23 protein-coding genes and 1 other annotated feature are annotated in these 23,846 nt (G+C 40.6%); of the genes, 20 read left to right on the top strand and 3 right to left on the bottom strand.

All coding sequences use genetic code 11. From position 1 onward, the window contains the following. Nucleotides 1-8: 8 nt before the first annotated feature. The 12 genes from obgE to yajC all read left to right on the top strand — a co-directional run bounded on the left by obgE (nucleotide 9) and on the right by yajC (nucleotide 10,033). The gene (gene obgE, locus LZD48_RS01795; RefSeq protein ID WP_235761011.1) at nucleotides 9-1,289 is read left to right on the top strand and encodes a GTPase ObgE; all 1,281 of its coding nucleotides are present in this window, start codon (nucleotides 9-11) and stop codon (nucleotides 1,287-1,289) included. Nucleotides 1,290-1,310: 21 nt separating this feature from the next. Then, complete coding sequence (gene pheA, locus LZD48_RS01790) at nucleotides 1,311-2,162, top strand: prephenate dehydratase (RefSeq protein WP_235761010.1); 852 nt, start codon at nucleotides 1,311-1,313, stop codon at nucleotides 2,160-2,162. 140 nt (nucleotides 2,163-2,302) lie between these two features. After that, nucleotides 2,303-3,205, top strand: a complete 903-nt coding sequence (locus LZD48_RS01785; RefSeq protein ID WP_235761009.1) for a LysM peptidoglycan-binding domain-containing protein — start codon at nucleotides 2,303-2,305, stop codon at nucleotides 3,203-3,205. A gap of 137 nt (nucleotides 3,206-3,342) precedes the next feature. After that, entirely contained in the window at nucleotides 3,343-4,083 is a 741-nt protein-coding gene (gene nadE / locus LZD48_RS01780) for an NAD(+) synthase (RefSeq protein ID WP_235761008.1), read from the top strand. A 58-nt stretch (nucleotides 4,084-4,141) separates the two neighbouring features. After that, nucleotides 4,142-4,675, top strand: coding sequence for a YhcN/YlaJ family sporulation lipoprotein (locus LZD48_RS01775; RefSeq protein ID WP_235761007.1), 534 nt, complete (start codon nucleotides 4,142-4,144; stop codon nucleotides 4,673-4,675). A 170-nt stretch (nucleotides 4,676-4,845) separates the two neighbouring features. Further along, the gene (locus LZD48_RS01770; RefSeq protein ID WP_235761006.1) at nucleotides 4,846-5,580 is read left to right on the top strand and encodes a YebC/PmpR family DNA-binding transcriptional regulator; all 735 of its coding nucleotides are present in this window, start codon (nucleotides 4,846-4,848) and stop codon (nucleotides 5,578-5,580) included. A 102-nt stretch (nucleotides 5,581-5,682) separates the two neighbouring features. Beyond that, nucleotides 5,683-6,282, top strand: a complete 600-nt coding sequence (gene ruvA, locus LZD48_RS01765) for a Holliday junction branch migration protein RuvA (RefSeq protein WP_235761005.1) — start codon at nucleotides 5,683-5,685, stop codon at nucleotides 6,280-6,282. A gap of 18 nt (nucleotides 6,283-6,300) precedes the next feature. Next, nucleotides 6,301-7,305, top strand: a complete 1,005-nt coding sequence (gene ruvB, locus LZD48_RS01760) for a Holliday junction branch migration DNA helicase RuvB (RefSeq protein WP_235761093.1) — start codon at nucleotides 6,301-6,303, stop codon at nucleotides 7,303-7,305. A gap of 2 nt (nucleotides 7,306-7,307) precedes the next feature. Then, complete coding sequence (locus LZD48_RS01755; protein ID WP_235761092.1) at nucleotides 7,308-7,499, top strand: DUF2905 domain-containing protein; 192 nt, start codon at nucleotides 7,308-7,310, stop codon at nucleotides 7,497-7,499. A gap of 43 nt (nucleotides 7,500-7,542) precedes the next feature. Then, nucleotides 7,543-8,571, top strand: a complete 1,029-nt coding sequence (queA, locus tag LZD48_RS01750; RefSeq protein WP_235761004.1) for a tRNA preQ1(34) S-adenosylmethionine ribosyltransferase-isomerase QueA — start codon at nucleotides 7,543-7,545, stop codon at nucleotides 8,569-8,571. Between the two features lie 16 nt (nucleotides 8,572-8,587). Beyond that, complete coding sequence (gene tgt, locus LZD48_RS01745) at nucleotides 8,588-9,727, top strand: tRNA guanosine(34) transglycosylase Tgt (protein WP_235761003.1); 1,140 nt, start codon at nucleotides 8,588-8,590, stop codon at nucleotides 9,725-9,727. A gap of 48 nt (nucleotides 9,728-9,775) precedes the next feature. Further along, nucleotides 9,776-10,033: a preprotein translocase subunit YajC gene (gene yajC, locus LZD48_RS01740; RefSeq protein ID WP_235761002.1), complete on the top strand. Its 258-nt coding sequence runs from the start codon at nucleotides 9,776-9,778 to the stop codon at nucleotides 10,031-10,033. Between the two features lie 113 nt (nucleotides 10,034-10,146). On the opposite strand, the gene LZD48_RS01735 is transcribed toward yajC, so the two are convergent. Both LZD48_RS01735 and spoVB read right to left on the bottom strand, forming a co-directional pair. Continuing rightward, the gene (locus tag LZD48_RS01735) at nucleotides 10,147-10,524 is read right to left on the bottom strand and encodes a TIGR04086 family membrane protein (protein ID WP_235761001.1); all 378 of its coding nucleotides are present in this window, start codon (nucleotides 10,522-10,524) and stop codon (nucleotides 10,147-10,149) included. Between the two features lie 99 nt (nucleotides 10,525-10,623). Further along, nucleotides 10,624-12,177, bottom strand: coding sequence for a stage V sporulation protein B (spoVB, locus tag LZD48_RS01730; protein ID WP_235761000.1), 1,554 nt, complete (start codon nucleotides 12,175-12,177; stop codon nucleotides 10,624-10,626). A gap of 112 nt (nucleotides 12,178-12,289) precedes the next feature. On the opposite strand from spoVB, the gene LZD48_RS01725 reads away from it, so the two are divergent. The 7 genes from LZD48_RS01725 to dtd all read left to right on the top strand — a co-directional run bounded on the left by LZD48_RS01725 (nucleotide 12,290) and on the right by dtd (nucleotide 20,979). Then, complete coding sequence (locus tag LZD48_RS01725) at nucleotides 12,290-12,574, top strand: post-transcriptional regulator (protein WP_235760999.1); 285 nt, start codon at nucleotides 12,290-12,292, stop codon at nucleotides 12,572-12,574. Nucleotides 12,575-12,614: 40 nt separating this feature from the next. Continuing rightward, entirely contained in the window at nucleotides 12,615-14,867 is a 2,253-nt protein-coding gene (gene secDF / locus LZD48_RS01720) for a protein translocase subunit SecDF (protein ID WP_235760998.1), read from the top strand. 20 nt (nucleotides 14,868-14,887) lie between these two features. Next, complete coding sequence (locus LZD48_RS01715) at nucleotides 14,888-15,223, top strand: LapA family protein (protein WP_235760997.1); 336 nt, start codon at nucleotides 14,888-14,890, stop codon at nucleotides 15,221-15,223. Nucleotides 15,224-15,278: 55 nt separating this feature from the next. Then, a complete protein-coding gene (gene recJ / locus LZD48_RS01710) occupies nucleotides 15,279-17,591 on the top strand; it encodes a single-stranded-DNA-specific exonuclease RecJ (RefSeq protein ID WP_235760996.1) in 2,313 nt (770 codons plus the stop codon). After that, the gene (locus LZD48_RS01705) at nucleotides 17,581-18,093 is read left to right on the top strand and encodes an adenine phosphoribosyltransferase (protein ID WP_235760995.1); all 513 of its coding nucleotides are present in this window, start codon (nucleotides 17,581-17,583) and stop codon (nucleotides 18,091-18,093) included. Before recJ ends, LZD48_RS01705 begins: the two co-directional genes overlap by 11 nt. Nucleotides 18,094-18,302: 209 nt before the next feature. Continuing rightward, complete coding sequence (locus LZD48_RS01700) at nucleotides 18,303-20,507, top strand: RelA/SpoT family protein (protein WP_235760994.1); 2,205 nt, start codon at nucleotides 18,303-18,305, stop codon at nucleotides 20,505-20,507. Nucleotides 20,508-20,532: 25 nt separating this feature from the next. Continuing rightward, the gene (gene dtd, locus LZD48_RS01695) at nucleotides 20,533-20,979 is read left to right on the top strand and encodes a D-aminoacyl-tRNA deacylase (RefSeq protein ID WP_235760993.1); all 447 of its coding nucleotides are present in this window, start codon (nucleotides 20,533-20,535) and stop codon (nucleotides 20,977-20,979) included. A gap of 80 nt (nucleotides 20,980-21,059) precedes the next feature. Here dtd and LZD48_RS01690 read toward each other — a convergent pair whose 3' ends face one another. Continuing rightward, entirely contained in the window at nucleotides 21,060-22,118 is a 1,059-nt protein-coding gene (locus tag LZD48_RS01690; protein ID WP_235760992.1) for an N-acetylmuramoyl-L-alanine amidase family protein, read from the bottom strand. Between the two features lie 158 nt (nucleotides 22,119-22,276). Continuing rightward, nucleotides 22,277-22,494: a binding site (T-box leader), on the top strand. A 70-nt stretch (nucleotides 22,495-22,564) separates the two neighbouring features. Between LZD48_RS01690 and hisS the strand changes: the two genes are divergently transcribed. Next, nucleotides 22,565-23,845 carry a histidine--tRNA ligase gene (gene hisS / locus LZD48_RS01685; RefSeq protein WP_235760991.1) on the top strand — a complete coding sequence of 427 codons (1,281 nt, stop codon included), beginning with the start codon at nucleotides 22,565-22,567 and terminating at the stop codon, nucleotides 23,843-23,845. Nucleotide 23,846 lies beyond the last annotated feature (1 nt).

Here is a 23,846-nt window from a genome sequence, read left to right as displayed (position 1 = left end):
GTGATAGTATGTTCGTTGATCAAGCTAAAGTATATGTGAAAGCAGGAGACGGTGGAAATGGTCTTGTAGCTTTCCGCAGGGAAAAATTTGTTCCAATGGGAGGCCCAGCTGGCGGTGATGGCGGTAACGGAGCAGACGTAATTTTTGAAGTCGATGAAGGCTTGAACACCCTTATGGACTTCCGTTACAATCGTCATTTTAAAGCAAAGCGTGGCGAAAACGGGATGAGTAAATCAATGCATGGTAAAAATGCTGAAGCGCTCATCTTAAGTGTGCCTCCCGGAACGGTTGTTATAGATGAAGAAACAGAAGAAGTAATCGCGGATTTAACTGAACATAAGCAACGGGCTGTGATTGTAAAAGGTGGGCGAGGTGGACGAGGAAATGTTCGCTTTGCGAGTCCAAGAAATCCTGCACCAGAAATCGCAGAGAATGGTGAACCTGGGGAAGAGAAGAACATTCGAATTGAACTAAAAGTAATTGCGGATGTCGGACTTGTTGGCTTCCCAAGCGTAGGTAAATCAACGTTATTATCTGTTGTAAGTGCAGCAAAACCGAAAATTGCTGATTATCATTTTACGACCCTAGCTCCGAATCTGGGAGTAGTCGATACTGGGGATGGCCGCAGTTTTGTTATGGCGGATTTGCCAGGGTTAATTGAAGGAGCGAGTGAAGGAGTAGGTCTTGGTTTTCAATTCCTTCGTCATGTGGAACGAACACGGCTCATCGTCCATGTCATTGACATGGCTGCAATTGATGGACGTGATCCATATGAAGATTATGTGACAATTAATGAAGAACTTGCATCCTTCAACGAGCGACTTAAGAACCTACCACAAGTTATCGTGGCAAATAAAATGGAAATGCCGGAAGCGCAAGAAAACCTTGCAAACTTCGAGGACAAGCTGAGTGGAGATGTACGCATTTTTGAAGTATCGGCAATAACAAAACAAGGCTTGAAAGAGCTTGTTTTTGAGATCGCTGATCAACTCGACACAATTCCGAAGCGAGAACCTGATATGACTGAGCGAGAAGAAACCGTTGTATATCGCCATCATAAAAAAGAGGATGGTTTTCAGATTACACGTAATCCGGATGGTTCTTACGTTCTTCACGGGGAAAAATTGGAGAGGTTATTTAAAATGACAGATTTCACCCGCGAAGAGTCGCAGCAACGCTTTGCTCGCCAACTGCGTGGAATGGGTGTGGATGATGCTCTTAGAGAGCGGGGAGCAAAGGATGGAGACACGATTCACTTACTTGATTTGGAATTTGAATTTATAGAATAGATTTGTTTTGGGGGGACTATTTTGACGACGATTGGATACTTGGGACCAAAAGGTACATTTACGAAATTGGCAGTGGATACAACGTTCAATAATGAGGAGAAAGTTAGCTACGCAACGATTCCGGAGTGTATTGATGCAGTAGCGAATGATGAAATTGACATCGCCGTCGTACCGATAGAGAATGCGATTGAAGGGACCGTTCAGTTGACTGTGGATTATCTCATCCATGAAGTCACTTTACCGGTTGTTGCTGAAGTGGTTGTGCCTATTCAACAGCATTTACTCGTAAGGCGGGATTTTGATGGAGACTTGTCACAAATTACGGAAATTCATTCCCATAGTCACGCGATTGCTCAATGTCATCGTTACATTCATAAAAATTTAATGACAGCAAAGATCTCTTATACGACCTCGACTGGTCGGGCTGCGGAAATCGTTGCTGAAAGTGCAGAACCAATTGCTGCAATTGGAAATAGCTTGGCCGCAGAAGAATATGGACTACAAATTTATGCGAATAATATTCATGACTATCCAAACAACCATACACGATTTATCGCACTGACGAAGAATAAGGATTTGTTAGAAATTAAACACCCGATTCAATTGGAAAAAACAACATTAAAAATTATATTACCAAGCGACCAACCAGGTGCATTGCATCAAATTCTTTCTGCCTTTGCCTGGAGAAAGATGAACCTGTCAAAAATTGAATCACGTCCGACAAAAACAGGGTTAGGCAATTACTTTTTCATTATTGACGTCAATCAAGCCTATGATGATGCTCTATTTCCCGGAGTGAAAGGGGAACTGGAAGCACTTGGCTGTGAGGTGAATATATTAGGTACTTATCCTGTATATCACATGAATTTATAGAAAGAAAAAAGAAGCTAGGAAGATAAAATTTATCCCAGCTTCTTTTTTTATGTATCTTCCGGGTTAACTTTTAAGATTACATTGCATATGTTGATATAGAGTAATTAGCCTAGATTGTTAACTAGAAAGGAAGGATCTTTTTGAAAATACACATTGTCCAAAAAGGAGACACGTTATGGGAGATTGCGAAGAAGTATCATGTGGATTTTGAAGAATTAAAAGAACTAAATTCACATTTAGCAAGCCCTGACATGATCATGCCTGGGATGAAAATAAGGATTCCGACTCATTCCAAAAAGATAACGCAAGGCGAAAAAACAAAAACATTGCCAAAAGAAGAGCTGAAGCATGTTCCAGCTCCGAAGAAAGAAGTTCAGGTAGAGAAGAAGCCTGCAGCAGAACTGCCAAAAATGCCGACCTTTCCTTTTGAACCAGAAAAAATGTTGCCAACCCTTGAAGAAAAGCATAAAGAATATCCGATAGAAATTTTACCAGAACTGCCAAAAACAAGTAAAAAGAAAGAAAAACCGAAAGCTAAAGAACAAGTAAAACCGAAACAACAGCCGAAGCAAGAGAAACAAGACATGCCAGAAACACAGCCAATGCAGCCACCAATGCCAATGCATCCTCCCATGCAACAGCCAATGATGCCGCCGGTGGACCAACCATGTTTCGCTCAACCCCCAATGATGCCAATGTTTACTTATCCTTGTCAAGGATATATGCCAATGCCGCATGTACCTAGTAATTGCGGTTTTGGCTGTGGCGGGGGACACGGGTATCACCACCCATTTCATCACGGCTGGCAGGCACCGATATTTATGCCAATGCAATCTCAACCCCAACCTCAAGTCTTTCCGAATATGATGCACCAACAGCAGTTTCAGGCTCCACAAGAAGAGATGTATCAGTCGGTGGATCCAAATATGATGCAGATGTATCCAGAACCAACTGCAGGGTTGAGGAATGAAGAGTTAGAATTATACCCTACCCCTGAGGAAAAGGAAACAGATCATAAACCAATTGAGGTAGAAGAAGAATAGCCCCAAATTACGAGAGACGTTATGTCTCTTTTTTTTCGGGTAAAATAGAAGTAAACCGTATAGTATGTGTAAGTGTTAAAAAACCAATTTTCATGCTAATATGGGACGAGATACTGTTCATAAAGGAGTGGACCAACTTGGAACAACATATTGAATCGATTGTAAAATGGTTAAGGGAACGAACTGAAGCAGCGAGAGCAGACGGTTTGCTTGTCGGTGTCAGTGGCGGACTGGATTCTGCGGTCGTAGCAAATCTGATTAAGCTTGCTTATCCTGATAACTCTTTAGGAGTCATCTTGCCTATCCAAACTAGCGAAAAAAACATTCAAGATGCCCGTGATGTGACGACAGCTTGCGGGATTGAAGAAATGACGATCGACTTAACGGAAACACACAAGATGATGTATCAAACGATTTCTGAAAAAATGATTGAAAATAAAAGCTTTGCACAAGCACAGGACCAACTGGCTGATGCCAATTTACGTGCCCGTTTACGAATGAGCACCTTATACACGATTACAGCGCACCGTAACTATCTAGTCGTTGGTACGGATAATGCGTCCGAATGGCACACCGGCTACTTTACAAAATATGGGGATGGAGGAGTTGACATTCTTCCACTCGTTGATTTTACAAAAACAGAAGTCCGTGAAATGGCTCAAGCTTTAAATGTGCCAGAAGCTGTTATTGAAAAAGTTCCGAGTGCTGACTTGTGGGAAGAGCAAACAGATGAAATCGAAATGGGTATTTCCTATATGATAATCGACGCGTATTTGAAAGGTGAAACGATATCAGAAGCTGACCAAGTTTTGATTGAAAGCATGCATGAACGCACGAAGCATAAGAGGGAAAGCCTGCCAATGTACCGGAGACAATAAAATAGATGTGTAAAACAGCCTTTCTTATACAAACTATGGATAAGGAGGTTGTTTTATTATGATGAAAAAATCAATATTCTTTCTATCGCTTTTGTTTTTGTTTATAACAGGCTGCGTAATGTCTCCGGAAAATAATTCAGAGCAAGATGAAATAGGGAGAACAATCAGCCCTCGGACTACCAGTTATAAACATAGCGGGCATGATGAAGGCAATGTCAATGATTATGGCAGAAAGTTGCAAAAGGAACAGCTCTCGACAAATGAATTTGATTCTTACACGGATCCGACAACTACGGATAAGAGTGAACAAATTTCACAAAAATTAATGGAGAACCGTGATATTATTATGGCAGAGGTACATGAGCTGGATGATCAAATCTATGTTGCGGTTCGGCTGAGGGAAAATGTTTCGGGGCGTTCCCATAAAGAAAATGTCATTCCGGAAATTGAGAAGCAGGTAAGAGAGGTAATTGGAGCCGATGAAAAGCAGCTTATTATCTGGACTGATCATACCGAGTGGAACGAATATAAAAACGAAGAAGCAGAATTTAAGCCGATGAACAGTTTCGATAAGTTTTTTGAAAGGGAATAAAAGCTGTATATGCACTACTGGGGATCCGCAGCACTCACAGAAAGTCTGCGGACTCCCAAAAAATGTATGGCGTTCCTCAATCTGAACATCGTGCTGTGATGGCTATGCTTTTCACTAGGGCCATTTTTTGGTATAGTTATGAAAGATATTGCTAGAGAGGAGAATGTCCAATGGCTGGTCATTCCAAGTGGAAGAATATACAGAGAAGAAAAGGTGCACAAGACGCGAAACGAGGTAAAATCTTCATGCGTCATGCAAAGGATATCTATACCGCAGCGAAACAAGGTGGCGGAGACGAAGCGATGAACCCGGCACTGCGCTTAGCAATTGAGAAAGCTAAAGCAGATAATATGCCGAACGATAACATAGAAAGAAACATTAAAAAGGCAACAGGTACATTAGACGGGAAGAACTTTGAGGAGATTACCTATGAAGGTTATGGACCAGCAGGAGTAGCGATTATTGTCCATGCGCTTACCGACAATAAAAACAGAACAGCGGGGGAAGTAAGACACGCTTTTAGTAAAAACGGCGGAAACCTTGGAGAAAGCGGAAGTGTCGCTTTCATGTTTGACAGAAAAGGTATCGTCATCATCCATAATGATAATGGTGAAATCGATGAAGATGAAATGACGCTTGAAGCTTTAGAAGCAGGAGCAGATGATATCCTGACACATGAGGGTGTATTTGAGATTGTTACGAGTCCGGAAAACTTCTCTGATGTGGTTGCTTACTTTACTGAAAAGGATTTTGACATAGCAGATAGCGAATTAACGTTAATCCCACAAAATTACTCCCCAGTATCTGGAGAAGATGCAGAGAAATTACAGCAATTGATCGATGCATTAGAAGACAATGAAGATGTTCAAGAGGTTTACCACAACATAGATGAATCGAATGAATGATTATCCATAAAACTTCTATTCCAGACTGGGATAGAAGTTTAATCATTTTTACCGTTTTGTGTTAGTATAAAATTATGAGGAATTTAAAGGGGAAGGTCTTTGATGATTGCATATATAAAAGGCAAGCTGATGGCAATACAAGATGAAGCTGTAATTGTCGAAGCAGGTGGGATTGGTTATGAACTGCTTTGTCCGAATCCGTTTTATTACCAGAATCGGCTTAAAGAAGAAGTAACCATACAAACATATCACCACGTTCGCGAAGATGCGCAGCTTTTATATGGTTTTAAAAATGAAGATGAGAAATATTTATTCACGAAGCTAATTTCTGTCTCAGGAATCGGTCCAAAGGGAGCACTAGGTATAATGAGTGCGGTTGATATCCCATCATTTGTTGCAGCAGTGGAAAATGAAGACGAGAAATTCCTGACACAGTTTCCTGGTGTTGGTAAAAAAACTGCCAGACAAATTATTTTAGATTTGAAAGGAAAGCTCACCAGTTCATTCCGTATTACACCAACTGATACAGAAGACATCAGTCATACAGATGAAGTTGCTCTATCAGAAGCGAAAGAAGCACTGAAGGCTTTAGGCTATACAGAAAGAGAACTGACACGTATCATGCCTGCATTACGAAAAGAAAACTTATCGAATTCGGATGAGATTGTACGAAAAGGACTTGCATTATTATTACAGAGCTAAGAGAGGAGGAAGCGTATGATGGAAGAAAGAATGCTAGCCGGGGAAGTCCAGGAAGAAGATATCGGTCTTGAGCAGAGTTTACGTCCGGAAACATTAAAACAATACATAGGGCAAGATAAAGTGAAAGAGAATTTACAAATTTTTATCCAAGCAGCTAAAATGCGTAATGAGCCGCTCGACCATGTTTTACTCTCCGGCCCGCCAGGACTTGGAAAAACGACACTTGCGGCTATTATCGCGAATGAAATGGAAGTTGATTTCCGAACGACTTCAGGTCCAGCGATAGAACGAGCTGGTGATTTGGCTGCGATTCTCTCTTCGCTTGAGGCAGGTGACGTCCTGTTCATTGATGAGGTACATCGATTGCCAAGAGTAGTGGAAGAAGTCCTCTATCCTGCAATGGAGGATTATTTTCTCGATATCGTCATTGGCACCGGGCCGAGTGCCCGTTCCGTCCGGATTGATCTTCCGCCCTTTACTTTAGTTGGAGCGACGACCCGCTCTGGACTGCTTACTGCACCTCTCCGCGACCGATTCGGTGTTTTAAGCAGACTGGAATACTATGAGCAGAAGGATTTGACTTCCATCGTGGAACGGACTGCAGAAATATTTGAAACATCGATCCGGAAAGAAGCTGCAGCAGAAATTGCCTTGCGGGCTAGGGGGACACCAAGAATTGCGAATCGCTTATTCAGACGTATACGTGATATCTCTCAAGTAAAAGGAGAAAAAACGATCAGTTTAGAAATAACAAGACAGGCATTGACGATGCTGCAAGTGGATGACGCTGGGCTTGATCATATTGATCATAAGCTATTAACGACCATCATTGAACGGTTTAATGGAGGCCCTGTGGGATTAGATACGATTGCTGCTACAATTGGCGAGGAATCACAAACGATTGAAGATGTGTATGAACCGTATTTATTGCAGCAAGGATTCATCCAGCGGACGCCACGAGGAAGGATGGCTACTGCCCAAGCTTATGAACATTTTGGAATGAAGAGGCCAGAGAAAAAATGAATATGAGTAAGCTGCTCATCACCGCTGGAGTTGTTTTAATCGTTCTTGGACTCATATGGCGTTTTATCGGCAGACTTCCAGGTGATATTCAATTCAAAACTGGAAACGTGACTTTTTATTTTCCGATTGTCACCTCCATATTAATCAGTATTATTTTAACTCTGTTCTTTTATCTTGTGGGCAGGTTCAAATAATGCGAATAAATTTCCAAACCGAAGCAGAGTGAAGGAGACACCTATGAACATAGAAGAATTTGATTTTCATTTACCAGAGCATCTCATCGCACAAACGCCGCTGAAAGACAGGACCCAATCAAAGCTGCTAGTCTTAAATCGAGCCAATGATAACTTAGAGCACCGGAAATTTAAAGCCATCAAGGATTATTTGAAGCCAGGCGACTGTCTTGTGCTAAACGATACGAAAGTTCTGCCAGCAAGATTATTCGGTATAAAAAAAGATACAGGTGCAAAGATTGAAGTATTACTGCTGCATCAAGAAGAAGAGGACACATGGGAAGTATTGACAAAGCCTGCGAAGAAAGTAAAAATCGGCACAGAGCTGGTATTCGGAAATGATGAGTTACGAGCGGTCTGTACTGGAATCAAGGATCATGGTGGCCGGATGTTTAAGTTTTCTTATGAAGGTATTTTCTATGAAGTGCTTGATAAATTAGGGGAAATGCCCTTACCGCCATATATAAAAGAACAATTACCAGAGAAAGACCGTTACCAGACCGTTTATGCGAAGGAAGAAGGGTCTGCGGCTGCACCTACTGCAGGTTTACATTTCACAACCGAATTGATGGAGGAACTTAAGCAATATGGAGTAAAACTTGCATTCATTACGTTACATGTCGGACTTGGAACTTTCCGTCCAGTCAGTGTAGATAATATTAAACAACATGAAATGCATGCAGAATTTTATCATATGCCCGAGGAGACTGCGGCTACATTGAATGAAGTAAAACAGTCAAATGGCCGGATTATTTCCGTTGGTACAACTTCAACTCGTACGTTAGAAACAATTGCAAGGGATCATAATGGGAAGTTTGTTGCAACAAGCGGTTGGACGGATATTTTTATTTATCCGCCTTACACATTCCAGGCGATTGATGGGCTGATTACGAACTTCCATCTGCCGAAATCAACCCTTATTATGTTAATCAGTGCTCTTGCCGGAAGAGATAAAGTATTAAATGCCTATAAAGAAGCGGTTGAGAAAGAATATCGTTTCTTCAGCTTTGGCGATGCAATGCTAATTATATAGACAAAGGAAGAATAATATGGTACCTATAACATATGAATTAATTAAAACAGATAAACAGACAGGAGCAAGGTTGGGAAGGGTCCATACGCCACATGGTTCTTTCGATACTCCGACATTTATGCCTGTCGGGACACTTGCAACGGTCAAGACGATGAGCCCGGAAGAACTGAAAGAAATGGATGCAAATATTATTCTTTCTAATACGTACCACCTTTGGCTCCGGCCAGGTGAGGATATTATCCGTGAGGCGGGCGGGCTCCATAAATTTATGAATTGGGATGGGGCGATCCTTACTGATTCAGGTGGATTCCAAGTATTCAGTCTGAGTGATATGCGGGAAATTGTGGAAGAGGGCGTCCATTTCCGTAACCATCTAAACGGGGACAAGCTTTTCCTATCTCCAGAGAAAGCGATGCAGATCCAAAACGATCTCGGCGCTGATATTATGATGGCTTTTGATGAATGTCCGCCATACCCAGCGACACATGACTATATGAAGTCTTCCGTTGAAAGGACGTCGCGCTGGGCAGAGAGATGCCTAAAAGCGCATGGTAGGCCGGATGAACAAGGATTATTTGGGATTATTCAGGGCGGTGAGTATGAAGATTTAAGGAAACAGAGTGCCAATGATTTAATCTCCCTTGATTTCCCTGGATATGCAATTGGCGGCCTTTCCGTCGGAGAACCGAAAGATGTGATGAACCGGGTGCTTGATTTCACAACACCTTTACTGCCTACAGATAAACCGAGATATTTAATGGGAGTCGGCTCACCTGATTCCTTAATCGATGGGGCGATGCGTGGAATTGACATGTTTGACTGTGTACTCCCGACTCGGATAGCGAGAAATGGGACATGTATGACATCAACTGGAAGGCTCGTTGTGCGAAATGCGAAATTCGCCCGTGATTTCCGTCCGATTGATGAAAACTGTGATTGCTATGCATGTAAAAATTATTCCCGGGCGTATATCCGTCATCTTGTAAAAAGTAATGAAACGTTCGGATTCAGACTTACCACTTATCATAATCTTCATTTTCTGTTAAAATTAATGGAGCAAGTACGAACTGCAATACGCGAAGATCGTCTTGGTGATTTTAAAGAGGAGTTTTTTGAACAATACGGGTTTAATAAACCAGATGCAAAAAACTTTTAAATTGAAAATCTTCTCTTATGAGAAATAAACACGGAAGGAGGATGAGGTATGGATTTAATGGCGTTGTTGCCTATTATTTTAATGTTTGTTATTTTTTACTTTTTGCTTATCCGTCCACAACAAAAAAGACAGAAGCAAGTAAGGGAAATGCAAAGTGAACTGCAAAAAGGTGATAAAGTTGTTACAATCGGTGGTTTCCATGGAATTATTCATGCGCTTGATGAAGGTACAGTAGTTATTCAAGCAGGAGACGGTACGAAACTTACGTACGACCGATCTGCAATCCGTGAAAAGGTTGCTGAGTAAGCTATCATGTGATTTAATTACATAGAATTGCAAACAAAAAAATGGTCCTGTTAAAGGGCCATTTTTTGTTTGGGAAATTAATGTAATCAAGTGGCTGGGAAAACCGAACTTCATCATTCAGCATCTTTTTGGAATAGGTTAACACCAATCATGCCACCAAAAATGGCAGCGAGAATGAATCCTGAGTGATGGAGCATTTGCTGTATGGAAAAGCCGTTTTGATAGCCAAGGTATTGAACAAGGAAGATAAATAATGTAAACCCAAGCCCCGTTAAACCGCCAACAACCCAGCCTTTTGATTTCCCCTTAATCCCTGTAATCATCCCACCAATAAACAACCCAACCAACCCAACTGAAAATGCTACCCAGGAAAGCATCCATTGACTAATCGTCGTAAACTGTAGAACTAATGCTAATACAAAACTGGAAACTACTATGAACAGAAGAATAAAAACCCAGCCATACAATAATGCGATAAATTGCCGTTGCAACGTTATCTCCCCCTATGGTCGTCCTTTTTATTACTTTATTCATCCCCCCTTCCTAATAGAAGTGATTTTTCATAGACTCCTCAATTTTTCAAGTCGTATTTAGCGTAACCATTTATCAAGTAATGGAATTGCTCGTAATTCTTCCTTTGTAATAAAGCGAAGGAGAAACAATGCACTGACATAAACTGCAATCAAGATAAGAAATACTATTCCGAGTACAATCAAGCTACCAGAACTAAAATAATAAATTTCTTTTAAAGTCCAACCGATGAAGAAAGGCAGGATAAAAAGCACGACCATTTTTAACATATCTATCAACGGGATCCGGTACTTGATTTTTTTATTTAATACAGTAAGGTGTAAAAGCGTAACGAGAATGACGGAGGTTGAAAGCGCAATGGCAACTCCGCTCATTCCAAACTCTGGTTGCTGTGCGAGTACAATGATAATTAATAATTTCATAAAAGCACCGATTAACGTATTCCACATGGATTCTTTTGCAAAATCCAATGCTTGTAGTGCTGCTTGTAATGGGGCCTGGATGTAAAGTAGAATATAGAAAGGCGCCATGAGAACGAGCAGTTGATTGGCACTCGAACTCCCGTACATGAATAATAAAATCTGCTCAGAGAAAAGTAACAGTACAATGGTTGCAATTGCACCTGAGGCAAAGGAAATGCGAATCGCTTGATGGATCCGGTAATGAATAAGTTTTTGATTATTTTTAGCACCGGCTTCTGAAATGGAAGGAATAAGAGCGATTGCCAAGGAATGTGTAATAAAAGTTGGTAAGAATAATAATGGAATCACATAGCCTGTCAGTTCACCATATTGTTTTGTTGCCAATGTTGCAGTGACTCCGGCAATTGCAAGAGACTGGGACACAAGGATTGGTTCAAGGAAATTAGAGATGGAACCTATTAGTCTGCTGCCAGTGCTTGGTAAGGCGATGGAAAATAACGCTTGTATCGTTTCTCGTGTATTTCTAAAATAAGAACGAATCCGGCTGCGGTTTTCTCCTGATTTTCTCATTTTAAACTGATATAGCATGTACATTAAAGAGACGAACTCGCCGAGGATAACACTGAACATTGCCCCTGCTGCAGCAAATTCAACTCCATATGGAAGAAGTAGCTTAATGAAAATATAGACAAATACAATCCGAACAATTTGTTCTAACACTTGGGCGTAACTTTGCGGCTTCATATTATGCTTGCCTTGGAAGTAGCCCCTTAGAACAGAAGAGATTGCGACGATAGGAACAATCGGACTGATTGCGAGCAATGGATAAATCGTGCGTTCGTCTGTGAGCAGTGTAGAGGCGATATATGGTGAGCCAAGAATCATGGCAATTGTTAATACAATGCTTGTAACCGACGTAAGGAGAAGAGAAACAACAAGAATACTCCTAATTTTCTCTTGATTGCCGACTGCATCCGCTTCAGCAACCCGTTTAGCAATAGCAACAGGCAGCCCAATTTGGGTTAAAGTAATGACTAAAAACAAGGTCGGAAGGGCGAGCATGTAGAGACCGACACCTTCTTCACCAATTAAACGCGCAACTACAATTCGGTTGATGAAACCGAGAAAACGCGTAATCATTCCTGCGAGCATGAGAATTAAAGCGCCTTGTAAAAATGTTTGCCTTGTCATTTTATCGTCCTGCCTTCTCAAAAAATACAAATTCATATACAATGATATATATGCAATTGTGTTGGCCAAGCATGACAAGAATCTGTAAATACTCCATTTAGGAGGGGTAAGGATGGAAGCTATTCAAAATGTTAAGACGTGGAAAAGAACTGTTGCACCATTTTTAGACAGTAAAGCAAAGGAATTACATTTAATGGGCTATGAACAGGCAACAAGTGAAGATGTCTGGAAATGTCTCATCGATAAAGTGTGGAAAGGATATCCGGATAAGCGGATTTATGAAATGGTAGCTGATATTATGCAATTAAATTCAGCTACTTATTTAAGTTACCTTACTGTCCATTCATTTCAAAATGATAATCTTGCCGATTCCATTGCTGCTTTATTAGATACATAAAGAAATTTTAACCCGAGAGATCAAGGGAGGAACAAGGAACATGAAAAAAAGAGGCAGACTCGTTGCCTTTTTTCTAATCGTGCTTATATTTGGTGCACTGATTGGAACAACGACAACTGGAGTTACAAAAAACATAAGTTTAGGATTGGATTTACAAGGCGGCTTTGAAGTTCTGTACGAAGTCGACCCGATTGATGAAAATCAGGAAATTACCCGGGGACTCATGGAAGGTACCGTGCAAACATTGAATGATCGTGTGAACCGGTTAGGAATTAGTGAAGCAGTCATTAATATTGAGGGAGAAAATCGAATACGTGTACAGCTTGCTGGTGTGGAGAATCAGCAGGAGGCAAGGGAGATGCTTGCCACGTCCGCACAGCTTTCTTTCCGTGACGTAAATGATGTCGAATTATTAGATGGCTCCGACGTCCGGCCAGGAAGCGCAAAACAGGATTTTGACCAGACAACGAACTCTCCGATAGTTTCTTTAAAATTGAATGACGCAGATAAGTTTGGAGAAGTTACAACGCAGATAAGAGATATGGGACCACCTGATAATTTATTGGTCATCTGGATGGATTTCCAGGAAGGAGACTCTTTTCAAAAAGAAATAACAAAGGAGAATCCTAAATTCGTTTCCGCACCTAGCGTGGATCAGACTTTACATACGACCGATGTCATGATAACCGGTAATTTCACGGTGGAGGAAGCGAAAGCATTAGCTGATATTATTAACTCCGGTTCGCTGCCAGTTCATATGAATGAAATCTTTTCTACCTCTGTTGGGGCACAGTTTGGTGAACAGGCACTGAATGATACAGTCTTTGCAGGTATTATTGGTATTGCTCTTGTCGTTCTATTTTTGCTTGCTGTTTACCGCGTTACTGGATTTATTGCTTCCATCAATCTGATTATCTATACTTACTTCGTTCTGCTTGTCTTCATGGCGATGAATGGAGTACTGACGCTCTCTGGTATTGCCGCGTTGATTCTTGGTGTAGGTATGGCAGTGGATGCGAACGTTATTACGTTTGAACGCTATAAGGAAGAACTCCGCTCAGGCAAGTCGGTGAAAGCTGCCTTCCAAGCAGGAAGCAAGAACTCATTCCGTACGATATTAGATGCGAACATTACGACGATGATTGCGGCTGTTGTCCTTTTCATTTTTGGTACGAGTTCAGTTAAGGGATTCGCAACGATGTTAATCATTAGTATTCTCGTCAGCTTCATTACGGCAGTATTGGGAACCCGTCTACTCCTTAATTTCTGGGTGAAAAGCGGATTCTTGAAAAATAGAAAGACATGGTTCGGTGTCAAGAACAACGAAATTAAAGATATTGCGGAACCGGAGAGAGAACCGAAGCTATGGAACCGGGAAATTAATATTGTCAAACACCGGAAAAAGTTTTTTGTATTTACAGGAATTATTTTAGTTGCAGGATTTGCTGCACTAGCAATCTTTAAGATTAATCCAGGCATTGATTTTACAAGCGGCTCGCGGATTGAAGTAGTAGCGGACGAAGCAATTGATATCGAAGAAGTGGAACAAACATTTGATGAGGTCGGAGTGGAGGCAAGCAGCCTCGTGCTCTCCGGAGAAAATAATGAACTTGCTGTTGCCCGCTTTGATACGGTGCTATCTGATACACAAATTGCTGATATTCAACAAGCTTTTAATGAAAGGTATCACTTTGATCCAGGAATAAGTGTCGTTTCACCAATTGTTGGAGAAGAACTTGTAAAGAATGCCCTCTATGCAGTTGCAATTGCAGCGGTATTCATCATTATTTACGTTGCATTCCGGTTCGAATTGATATTCGGGATAACTGCAGTCCTTGCGCTTTTCCATGATGTATTAATCATGTTGTTTGCCTTCAGTATTACGCAAATTGAATTCGATGTAACGATTGTTTCGGCAATCCTTACGATCATCGGTTACTCCATTAATAATACAATTGTAATCTTTGACCGAGTCCGGGAGAATATTCAATTTGAAAAACGGGTAACGTCTAGTAAAGTACTTGCCAAGGTTATTAATAAGAGTATTATTCAGTCGTTTACTCGTACGATGAATACGACAATTTCGACATTAATTGCAATTCTAGCGTTTCTCGTGCTTGGAGCTTCATCCATCTTTACATTCACACTTGCATTAGTCATTGGGTTAGTTGCAGGTACGTATTCATCGCTCTTCTTGGCAGCCCAAGTGTGGCTCGCTTTACGGGGCAGAAATCTTAAAAAAAAGCCACTCGATTTCAGAAAGAAAAAACGTGTGGAAGGACCACAAGTTTAAATTTGTAGGAGGAGATGCAAATGAAAGGTCAAGGTTACGTTATTCTAGCAATTGTGCTAACGATTTTAATTGCAATATTTGCAGTTATTAATATTGAACCTGTCCAAGTGAATTATTTCTTTTGGAGTGCGATATCTCCTCTCATTCTCGTTATTCTGTTTTCCGTATTAATGGGAGGACTCATTACAGCTGTTGCAGGCATGTTTAAAATCTTTCAAATGAGAAAACAAATGGCAAAGCTGGAGAAAGAGCATAAGCTCTACCGGAAAAGTTTAGAGAATGCAGGAATAACGCCTCCTGTCATCAAAGAGGAAGCAAAGACTAAAAAACTTAAAACCGCTCATGAAAAAGAATAATTAAATTGCTACCCCTGCCGGTCTTTTGTATAATAGATTGGTCAGGGGTGAATTTATGTTACATAGTAAGGCAAACTGGAAAACATTCAAAATAGAATCTGATGCAACATTAATAAATGATACATCTTTTGAAGTTTCTCCTGTCGTTGAAAAGTTATTGCTGCAGCGAGGAATCCGCTCGTCTAAAGAAGCGGAAAAGTTTTTATCTCCCTCGTATGAGGATATTCATTCACCAGAAGAGATACAATGGATGGATAAGGCAGTTGCACGTGTGAGAGAAGCGATGGAACAAAATGAAAAGATTTTAGTATACGGGGATTATGATGCTGATGGCGTCACATCTACAGCGCTTCTCATGAAGGCGTTAGAAGAGATTGGAGCAAATTGTTCTTATTATATACCTAATCGTTTTACGGAAGGGTATGGGCCGAATGAAGCGGCATTTCGTCAGGCCTATGCTAATGGTTTCACGGTGATTATTACGGTGGATAACGGAATTACGGCTGTCCATGAAGCTGACGTGGCAAAATCACTTGGCATTGATTTGATTATTACCGATCACCATGAAGCACAGAATGAAATTCCTGATGCTTATGCAATTATCCATCCCGCACTCTCTGTTGATTATCCATTTAAAGAATTAGCAGGAGTTGGAGTTGCTTTTAAATTTGCGCATTACTTACTTGGTTATTTCCCGAAACATCTTCTTGAACTCGTAGCAATAGGAACGATTGCTGATTTAGTTTCGTTAACAGATGAAAATCGCATCTTTACTTATTACGGATTGAAAGAATTAACGACTAGCAATACACCAGGGATAGCAGCGTTAAAACAGATTTGCAAAATCGAAGGCAATGTGACAGAAGAAGATGTCGGCTTTAAAATAGGACCTCGTTTGAATGCTGTTGGAAGATTGCAGGATGCCGGGCTTGCCGTTGAACTTCTGCTGACAGAGTTTACAGAAGAAGCACAGGAACTCGCTGAAGAGATTAATCAATTGAACCAGGAAAGACAACGGATTGTGGAAGAAATCAGAAAAGAAGCTGAGAAAATGGTCAATCCGAGCAAGTTTGGTGTTATGATTGTTTATAAGGAAAATTGGAATGAAGGTGTACTTGGAATCGTCGCTTCAAGACTTGTAAAGCAATTTGGCAAGCCGGCGATTGTCTTAAACTTTAATCCAGAAACAAACGAATTAAAAGGCTCTGCAAGAAGTATTCCAGCTTTCGATTTATTCGCAAACTGCATGAAAGTCCGTCATTTATTTTCTAAGTTTGGCGGTCATGCCCAAGCTGCGGGGATGACCATTCCACTTGAAAATGTCGGATTGATCCAGGACACGCTTGATGAATATATGAGAGAGCAATTAACAGAAGAAGATTGTAAAGAAGAAATTACAATTAGCGGTGAAATAGCTATTGCTGAAATAAATGAAGGGTTGATTAACGAAATCAATCGATTAGCACCGTATGGTATGGGTAACCCAAAACCTATATTCAAGATTGAGCATATTCCAGCTGAAGGAAGGCAGATTGGGAGCAAAAGGAACCATTTGAAATTGCAATTTCACGAAGATGGAAAGACTTTAGATGGAATCGGCTTTGGTTTCGGTAATTTATATTATGCAGTTTCGCCAAACACCCCTCTGCAAGTAGTGGGGGAGTTAGGAATCAATGAATGGAATGGCAACCGAAAACCACAGATAATGATTCAAGACATGCGCATCGAGGAATGGCAGCTATTTGATTATCGTGGTCGAAGAAATGTCGATTTCAGCTTTTTGGAGACAGAAGAGGCAGTTGCAGTTTCTGAGCAACCCCTTGAAAACCTCTCGATTCCAACCATGAGCTATAAAGCGAAAGACGAAGAATTGCCCAAAGTCCCACATTTGATTTTATATCAATTACCATCCCATATGGAAGAATTAGTTCAACTCATCCAGAAGATACAACCGGTCAATATTTACGCCTGTTTCCAATTAAATGAAAGTGCCTATTTAAAAACATTTCCAACACGGGAAGATTTTGTCTGGTTATATGCACTGTTCCATAAGCGTAAAACTATTGACATGAAACAGGAAATCCAGTCCATTATGAAAATAAAGTCATGGTCAAAAGAGCATATTATCTTTATGCTGCGCGTGTTTTCCGAACTTAAATTTGTTACGATGGATAACGGAGTAGTCCATGTTAATCCGAACCCGGAGAAAAAGGACTTGAAAACTGCCGACGCATATCAAAGCCGCGTTCGTCAGTTGGAAATTGAACAACAATTGTATTATTCCAATTATGAGGAATTTAAAAACTGGTTTACACCATATATGGGTTATTTGAAGAATCCCAAGGAGGAAATGATAAATGGATTATAATAAATACATTGAAATCGTAGATGACTGGCCGAAAGAAGGGATTTCTTTTAAAGACATTACCCCGCTCATGGCCGATGGCGACGCATTTCGTGCAGCGGTAGATGATATTGTAGAATTTGCAAAAGAAAAAGAAGTGGACATCATTGTCGGACCAGAGGCAAGAGGATTTATTATTGGTTGTCCTGTATCGTACGCATTGGGACGCGGATTTGTGCCTGTTCGGAAAAAAGGTAAATTGCCTCGAGAAGTAATTCAAGTGGATTATGGTTTAGAATACGGTGAAAATGTTCTGGCTATGCATAAAGATGCTATTAAACCAGGGCAGCGTGTCCTGATTACAGACGATTTATTAGCAACAGGTGGAACAATTGAGGCTACGATTAAGCTAGTGGAAGAACTTGGCGGAGTAGTAGTAGGATGCGCGTTTCTTATCGAGTTGAGCTATTTAAATGGAATTGATAAATTGGAAGGATACGAAGTTTTATCTTTGATGACGTATTAACATGCACATTAGGTCTGGCTATATTATTGGTCAGACCTCTTCTAATATACCCCTCCAATTCGACCATAGCCCTGCTTTCCTCGCGAAATTATAGACAGTGGAAGAATAAACGCATATAATGGAAGTTATTTAGAAGGATTATTTTCAAGGAAATTTTCTTATCTACGGAAACATTTACACAATTTTAGATAGTTGATAAAGGTGATTAAATGGCAAAAGATGAAATTATAACAATTGAACAATTAATGGACAGGGCAAGTGAATATTTATCTGCAGACGATTTAGCCTTTATTAAACGTGCCTATGAATATGCGAAAATATCCCATGAAGGCCAATTTAGGAAGTCAGGAGAACCGTATATCGTTCACCCTGTCCAAGTTGCTTGGATACTTGTCGATTTGCAAATGGACGCAGAGACGATTGCAGGTGGATTTTTACATGACGTCGTAGAAGATACCGACACAACTCTGGAAGAAATTGAGGAAGAATTTAATGTGGAAGTCGCATTGCTTGTTGATGGTGTGACAAAGCTCGGGAAAATCAAATATGAATCAAAAGAAGAGCTGCAAGCGGAGAACCACAGGAAAATGTTTGTCGCAATGGCTAAAGATATCCGCGTCATTCTCATTAAGCTTGCGGACCGTCTGCATAACATGCGGACACTGAAACATTTACCACCTCATAAACAACGGCAAAAAGCGAATGAAACAATCGAAATATTCGCCCCGCTTGCCCATCGGCTCGGAATTTCAACGATTAAATGGGAGCTCGAAGATACTTCACTACGTTATTTGAACCCGCAGCAGTATTACCGAATCGTACAATTGATGAAGCAGAAGCGGGAACAGCGTGAAACATATATTGAAGAGGTTATCAAGCAATTGTCCTCACAGCTGGATGATGTTCATATTGAAGCGGAAATGTCTGGCCGACCGAAGCATTTGTATAGTATTTACCAAAAAATGGTGAAGCAACATAAACAATTTAATGAAATCTATGATCTACTTGCAGTGCGGATTATTGTGAACAGTATTAAAGATTGTTACGCTGTGCTTGGTATCATCCATACAAACTGGAAACCGATGCCAGGAAGGTTTAAAGATTATATTGCAATGCCGAAGCAGAACCTTTATCAATCGTTGCACACGACCGTTATCGGTCCAAAGGGAGATCCGCTTGAAGTGCAGATCCGAACAAAGGAAATGCATGAAATTGCGGAATACGGGATTGCTGCACACTGGGCGTATAAGGAAGGTAAACAAGCGAAGAGCGGTTCAGGCAGATCATTTGAAGAGAAATTATCACTGTTTCGGGAAATATTGGATTGGCAAAGTGAAACCCATGATGCAGAAGAGTTTATCGAGTCATTAAAAATCGACTTATTCTCTGACATGGTGTATGTGTTCACACCTAAAGGAGATGTTGTCGAATTACCATCCGGATCCGTACCGATTGACTTTGCCTATAAAATCCATACAGAAATAGGTAATAAAACAATAGGTGCTAAAATTAATGGGAAAATGGAGCCACTGGATTATAAACTGAAAAATGGCGATATTATCGAAGTGATGACTTCGAAACATTCCTATGGTCCGTCACAAGATTGGTTAAAGATTGCTAAAACATCACAAGCAAAAAGCCGTATCAAACAATTTTTCAAAAAACAGCGTCGGGAAGAAAACATTATCAAAGGAAAAGAAGCTGTCGATCGGGAAATCCGAGCGATGGATATCCTTCCAAAAGAAGTGTTAACGGAGGAAAATTTAAAACGAGTTTGTGAGAAATTCAGTTTTACGAATGAAGAAGATCTTTATGCAGCTGTTGGTTACCAAGGAATTACGGCGGCACTTGTAGCTACAAGATTAACAGATACAATACGGAAAGATAGAGAAAAAGAAGAAAGTGTTAAAAAAATACTTACCGAAGAATCAGCCGAAAAGACAAAAAGAAGAGCCCATCGTAAAGATTCTGGTGTTCGGGTAGAAGGCGTAGAAAACTTATTAGTTCGTTTAGCGAAATGCTGCAACCCAGTACCAGGTGACGAAATTAAAGGTTATATTACGAAAGGACGGGGAGTGTCCGTTCACCGTGCCGATTGTCCGAATATCGACACAGAAGAAGCAAAAGACCGCTTCATTGACGTATCTTGGGAAGAGCATTATACGGATTCGAAGCATTACTATGTCGATTTACAAATCTCTGGATATGATCGTCAAGGAATGTTGAATGAAGTGCTCCATGCTGTAAGTGAAATGAAGACAAACATTACCCATGTGAATGGCCAGACAGATAAAAATAAAATGGTTGTTATCCAGCTAACCATTCTTATTCAAAATACGAGTCATTTAAGAAAAATTGTTGGCAGATTAAAGAAAATCCCAGATGTTTACTCTGTAACAAGAACGATAAACTAGTTATAAAGTAAGGAGAAATAGCAGAATGAAAGCAGTAATTCAACGCGTAACCAATGCATCTGTAACTGTGGACGGTTCCGTCATAGGTGAAATCGAACACGGCCTCGTCGTTTTGCTTGGGGTGACACATGAAGATACGCAGCAGGATGTTGATTATTTGGTGAATAAGATCATCCATTTGCGTATCTTTGAAGATGAAGATGGAAAGATGAATTTATCTTTAAAAGATACGGTTGGAAGCATTCTTTCCATTTCGCAGTTTACGTTATATGCGGATACGAGAAAGGGAAGAAGACCGAGTTTTGTTCATGCAGCTAAGCCTGATGAAGCTAATCGTTTATACGAACACTTTAATGAAGCCCTACGTGAGGCGGATATCCACGTAGAAACAGGCGAATTCGGTGCTATGATGGACGTGAACCTCACCAACAAGGGCCCGGTCACCATCATCATCGACAGCAAAGATAATTGAACTTCTCATGATTGAAGTTTTGTTGTATTCATAAAAAAGAAGCAAGGATACGTGATCATTGTATCCTTGCTTCTTTTGTATTATTCGATCTCTGCAAAGTACCTTTGGAGACCGTTGATAATACCAGTCACCATTTTCTTTTGATACTCTGTACTATGTAATAGCTCATCGCTGTCTTTATTGGATATAAACCCAAGCTCCAGCAGAACGCCAGGTTTGAACGTTTGCCTGGTGACGTATAAATCTTGATGGGAAATTCCTCTATCCGCTTCATCGGTTTCCCTAATAATTTCGTCATGAACATATCTTGCCAGCGGTTCGTATTGATCATGGTAATAGAACGTCTCGATTCCTGAAACAGTTGGCACTTCCGGAAAACTATTGTAATGTATACTCAAGAATGCATCTGTATTGATAACGTTAGCCAAGCTAGATCGGCTTTCTAAGGGGACGAATTCATCTTCCAAGCGGGTCATTACAACTTCAGCTCCAAGCGCTGTCAGTTCATTTTCCAACGCCCTAGCCGTTAAGTAGGTAATGTCCTTCTCGTATGAATCGCTAATGCCAATTGCACCGACGTCTCTGCCGCCATGTCCAGCATCAATGACAATTGTTTTACCCCGCAGACTAGTATTTCGTTTTCCCTTATTTTCAACATAATCCCGTAAAACAAAGCCTGTCACATCATCATTTGAGATTTCCAGCCAGTTCTCGGTTTCGGATACAACTTCAAATTCTTCATTCTTTTCGGTAAATGCAACAATATCAGACTGAGGAGAGGCTTCTTTTCTTAAGTGTGTCCCATCTTGCTGGATTGACACGGTAGATAGCGATGATTCGTTTGTTTTTTCTTCATCTTCTATTGTTTGCTCATTTGATTCGTCTTGATTAATTGTCACAAATTCTTTTGTTACCCAGCCTTCAGAATCATCATATTGAATTTTTATCCATTCGTCGGTTTCTTCAAGGATTTCATACTCATCACCACTATCAACTCGTCCGATAGGGTCGAAATCTGTACCAGGTCCACTTCTTACATTTAAATTATCTTCATCAATCGTTGCTTCTTTTGCAAAAACGGTTGAAGTAAGTAATAAAATAAATGTGAGAGAGAGAATAACAATCTTTCTAAAAGACAATTTTGTTCCTCCAATCTATCCATACAATCTATAGTAACATTTTAAAGTATAATAAATTTTAATGCTAGTGGCAAAGCTAGAGGTGGAGGAATCGTTCTTGACAATTTTCTTGGAACAGCTTATTATTATAATCATTCAAATAAGATACGAATAAATAGACAATACCGTTGACGGAAAAAGTAATTGGAAACTAGGTAAAGCAGAGAAGAAATGTCACTGGCTGAGAGCATTTCTATACGATAGTCCGATGAAAGACATTCTAGAGGATATAGACCGAAATTGGAGTAGGAATATACGTAGACAGGCGTTAACTGTTGGGAGCGGATGTTTTTACATCAACTAGGGTGGCAACGCGGGCAAAAATCCCGTCCCTTATTTTTATAAGGGACGGGATTTTTATATGATTTTTTAGCAAATGATTTTAGAGAGTGAAGGAGGAGATGGTGTTGAGTATGAATGCACCACGAGGTACAGTTGATATTTTACCGAAAGATGTCAAAGCTTGGCAGTATGTTGAAGAACAAATTAAGGAAGTCTGTAAAAGGTATCATTATAAAGAAATCCGTACACCTGTATTTGAGCATACGGAAGTGTTCCAGCGCGGGGTCGGCGATACGACAGATATTGTCCAGAAAGAAATGTACACGTTCGAGGATCGCGGCGGAAGAAGTTTAACACTAAGACCTGAAGGGACAGCTGGTGTCGCAAGAGCTTATGTGCAAAATAAGCTATATGGAGACGTGAACCAGCCGGTCAAATTGTATTATTTTGCAGAAATGTTCCGTTATGAACGTCCGCAAAAGGGAAGAATGCGTCAATTGAATCAGTTCGGTATTGAAGTGTTAGGCAGTGCGGATCCCGCAGTCGATGCAGAAGTGATTGACCTGGCAATGACGGTATATCAATCATTAGGATTAACTTCCTTGAAACTTGTAATTAATTCTTTAGGCGATAAGGAGAGTAGAGAGAATCACCGTCAAGCATTGATCGATCACTTCACGCCGCATAAAGAAGAATTATGTGCTGATTGTCAGGTCCGTCTTGAGCAAAATCCATTACGGGTTCTTGATTGTAAAAAGGACCGAGACCATCCGGCGATGGGAACAGCACCATCGATTCTTGATTTTTTAAATGAAGAATCGAAAAGCTACTTTGAAGAAGTAAAAGAGTACTTGGATGCAATGGGCATTGCGTATGTTGTAGATCCAACATTAGTTCGCGGACTCGATTATTATAACCATACGGCTTTTGAAATCATGAGTGATGCAAAAGGCTTCGGCGCAATTACAACACTTGCTGGTGGCGGAAGGTATAACGGAATGATTGAGGAGTTCGGTGGACCAACTACACCTGCTATCGGATTCGGGATGGGCTTGGAGCGTCTTCTGATGGCCCTTGAGGCAGAAGGGGTTGAAATACCGGATACAGATAAATTAGATTGTTATGTTGTTGCTGTTGGTAAAGAAGCGGAACAAGCAGCCGTCCGTCTCGTACATGATTTGCGTGCCAATGGTGTAGGGGTCGATAAAGATTACCAACAGCGTAAGATGAAAGGCCAATTGAAAGCGGCGGACCGTTATGAAGCGAAATATGTTTTAATCCTTGGGGAAGATGAGGTACGAAACAATACTATAACAGTAAAAGAAATGGCTACTGGGGAACAACAGGTTCTGCCGATTGAGAATATAGTCGATACGTTAACAGGGAAATTATTAGGAGGTAAGTAAG

Source organism: Oceanobacillus alkalisoli, assembly GCF_021556485.1.
Classification (GTDB): Bacteria; Bacillota; Bacilli; order Bacillales; family Amphibacillaceae; genus Oceanobacillus; species Oceanobacillus alkalisoli.
This window is presented reverse-complemented; position numbering and strand designations above follow the sequence as displayed.

Bases quoted from the DNA above. Each gene is read 5' to 3' on its own strand.
- obgE (WP_235761011.1), top strand. From the start codon at position 9: ATGTTCGTTGATCAAGCTAAAGTATATGTGAAAGCAGGAGACGGTGGA.
- LZD48_RS01775 (WP_235761007.1), top strand. From the start codon at position 4,142: ATGATGAAAAAATCAATATTCTTTCTATCGCTTTTGTTTTTGTTTATA.
- LZD48_RS01770 (WP_235761006.1), top strand. From the start codon at position 4,846: ATGGCTGGTCATTCCAAGTGGAAGAATATACAGAGAAGAAAAGGTGCA.
- ruvA (WP_235761005.1), top strand. From the start codon at position 5,683: ATGATTGCATATATAAAAGGCAAGCTGATGGCAATACAAGATGAAGCT.
- ruvB (WP_235761093.1), top strand. From the start codon at position 6,301: ATGGAAGAAAGAATGCTAGCCGGGGAAGTCCAGGAAGAAGATATCGGT.
- LZD48_RS01755 (WP_235761092.1), top strand. From the start codon at position 7,308: ATGAGTAAGCTGCTCATCACCGCTGGAGTTGTTTTAATCGTTCTTGGA.
- queA (WP_235761004.1), top strand. From the start codon at position 7,543: ATGAACATAGAAGAATTTGATTTTCATTTACCAGAGCATCTCATCGCA.
- tgt (WP_235761003.1), top strand. From the start codon at position 8,588: ATGGTACCTATAACATATGAATTAATTAAAACAGATAAACAGACAGGA.
- yajC (WP_235761002.1), top strand. From the start codon at position 9,776: ATGGATTTAATGGCGTTGTTGCCTATTATTTTAATGTTTGTTATTTTT.
- spoVB (WP_235761000.1), bottom strand. From the start codon at position 12,177: ATGACAAGGCAAACATTTTTACAAGGCGCTTTAATTCTCATGCTCGCA.
- LZD48_RS01725 (WP_235760999.1), top strand. From the start codon at position 12,290: ATGGAAGCTATTCAAAATGTTAAGACGTGGAAAAGAACTGTTGCACCA.
- secDF (WP_235760998.1), top strand. From the start codon at position 12,615: ATGAAAAAAAGAGGCAGACTCGTTGCCTTTTTTCTAATCGTGCTTATA.
- LZD48_RS01715 (WP_235760997.1), top strand. From the start codon at position 14,888: ATGAAAGGTCAAGGTTACGTTATTCTAGCAATTGTGCTAACGATTTTA.
- recJ (WP_235760996.1), top strand. From the start codon at position 15,279: ATGTTACATAGTAAGGCAAACTGGAAAACATTCAAAATAGAATCTGAT.
- LZD48_RS01705 (WP_235760995.1), top strand. From the start codon at position 17,581: ATGGATTATAATAAATACATTGAAATCGTAGATGACTGGCCGAAAGAA.
- LZD48_RS01700 (WP_235760994.1), top strand. From the start codon at position 18,303: ATGGCAAAAGATGAAATTATAACAATTGAACAATTAATGGACAGGGCA.
- dtd (WP_235760993.1), top strand. From the start codon at position 20,533: ATGAAAGCAGTAATTCAACGCGTAACCAATGCATCTGTAACTGTGGAC.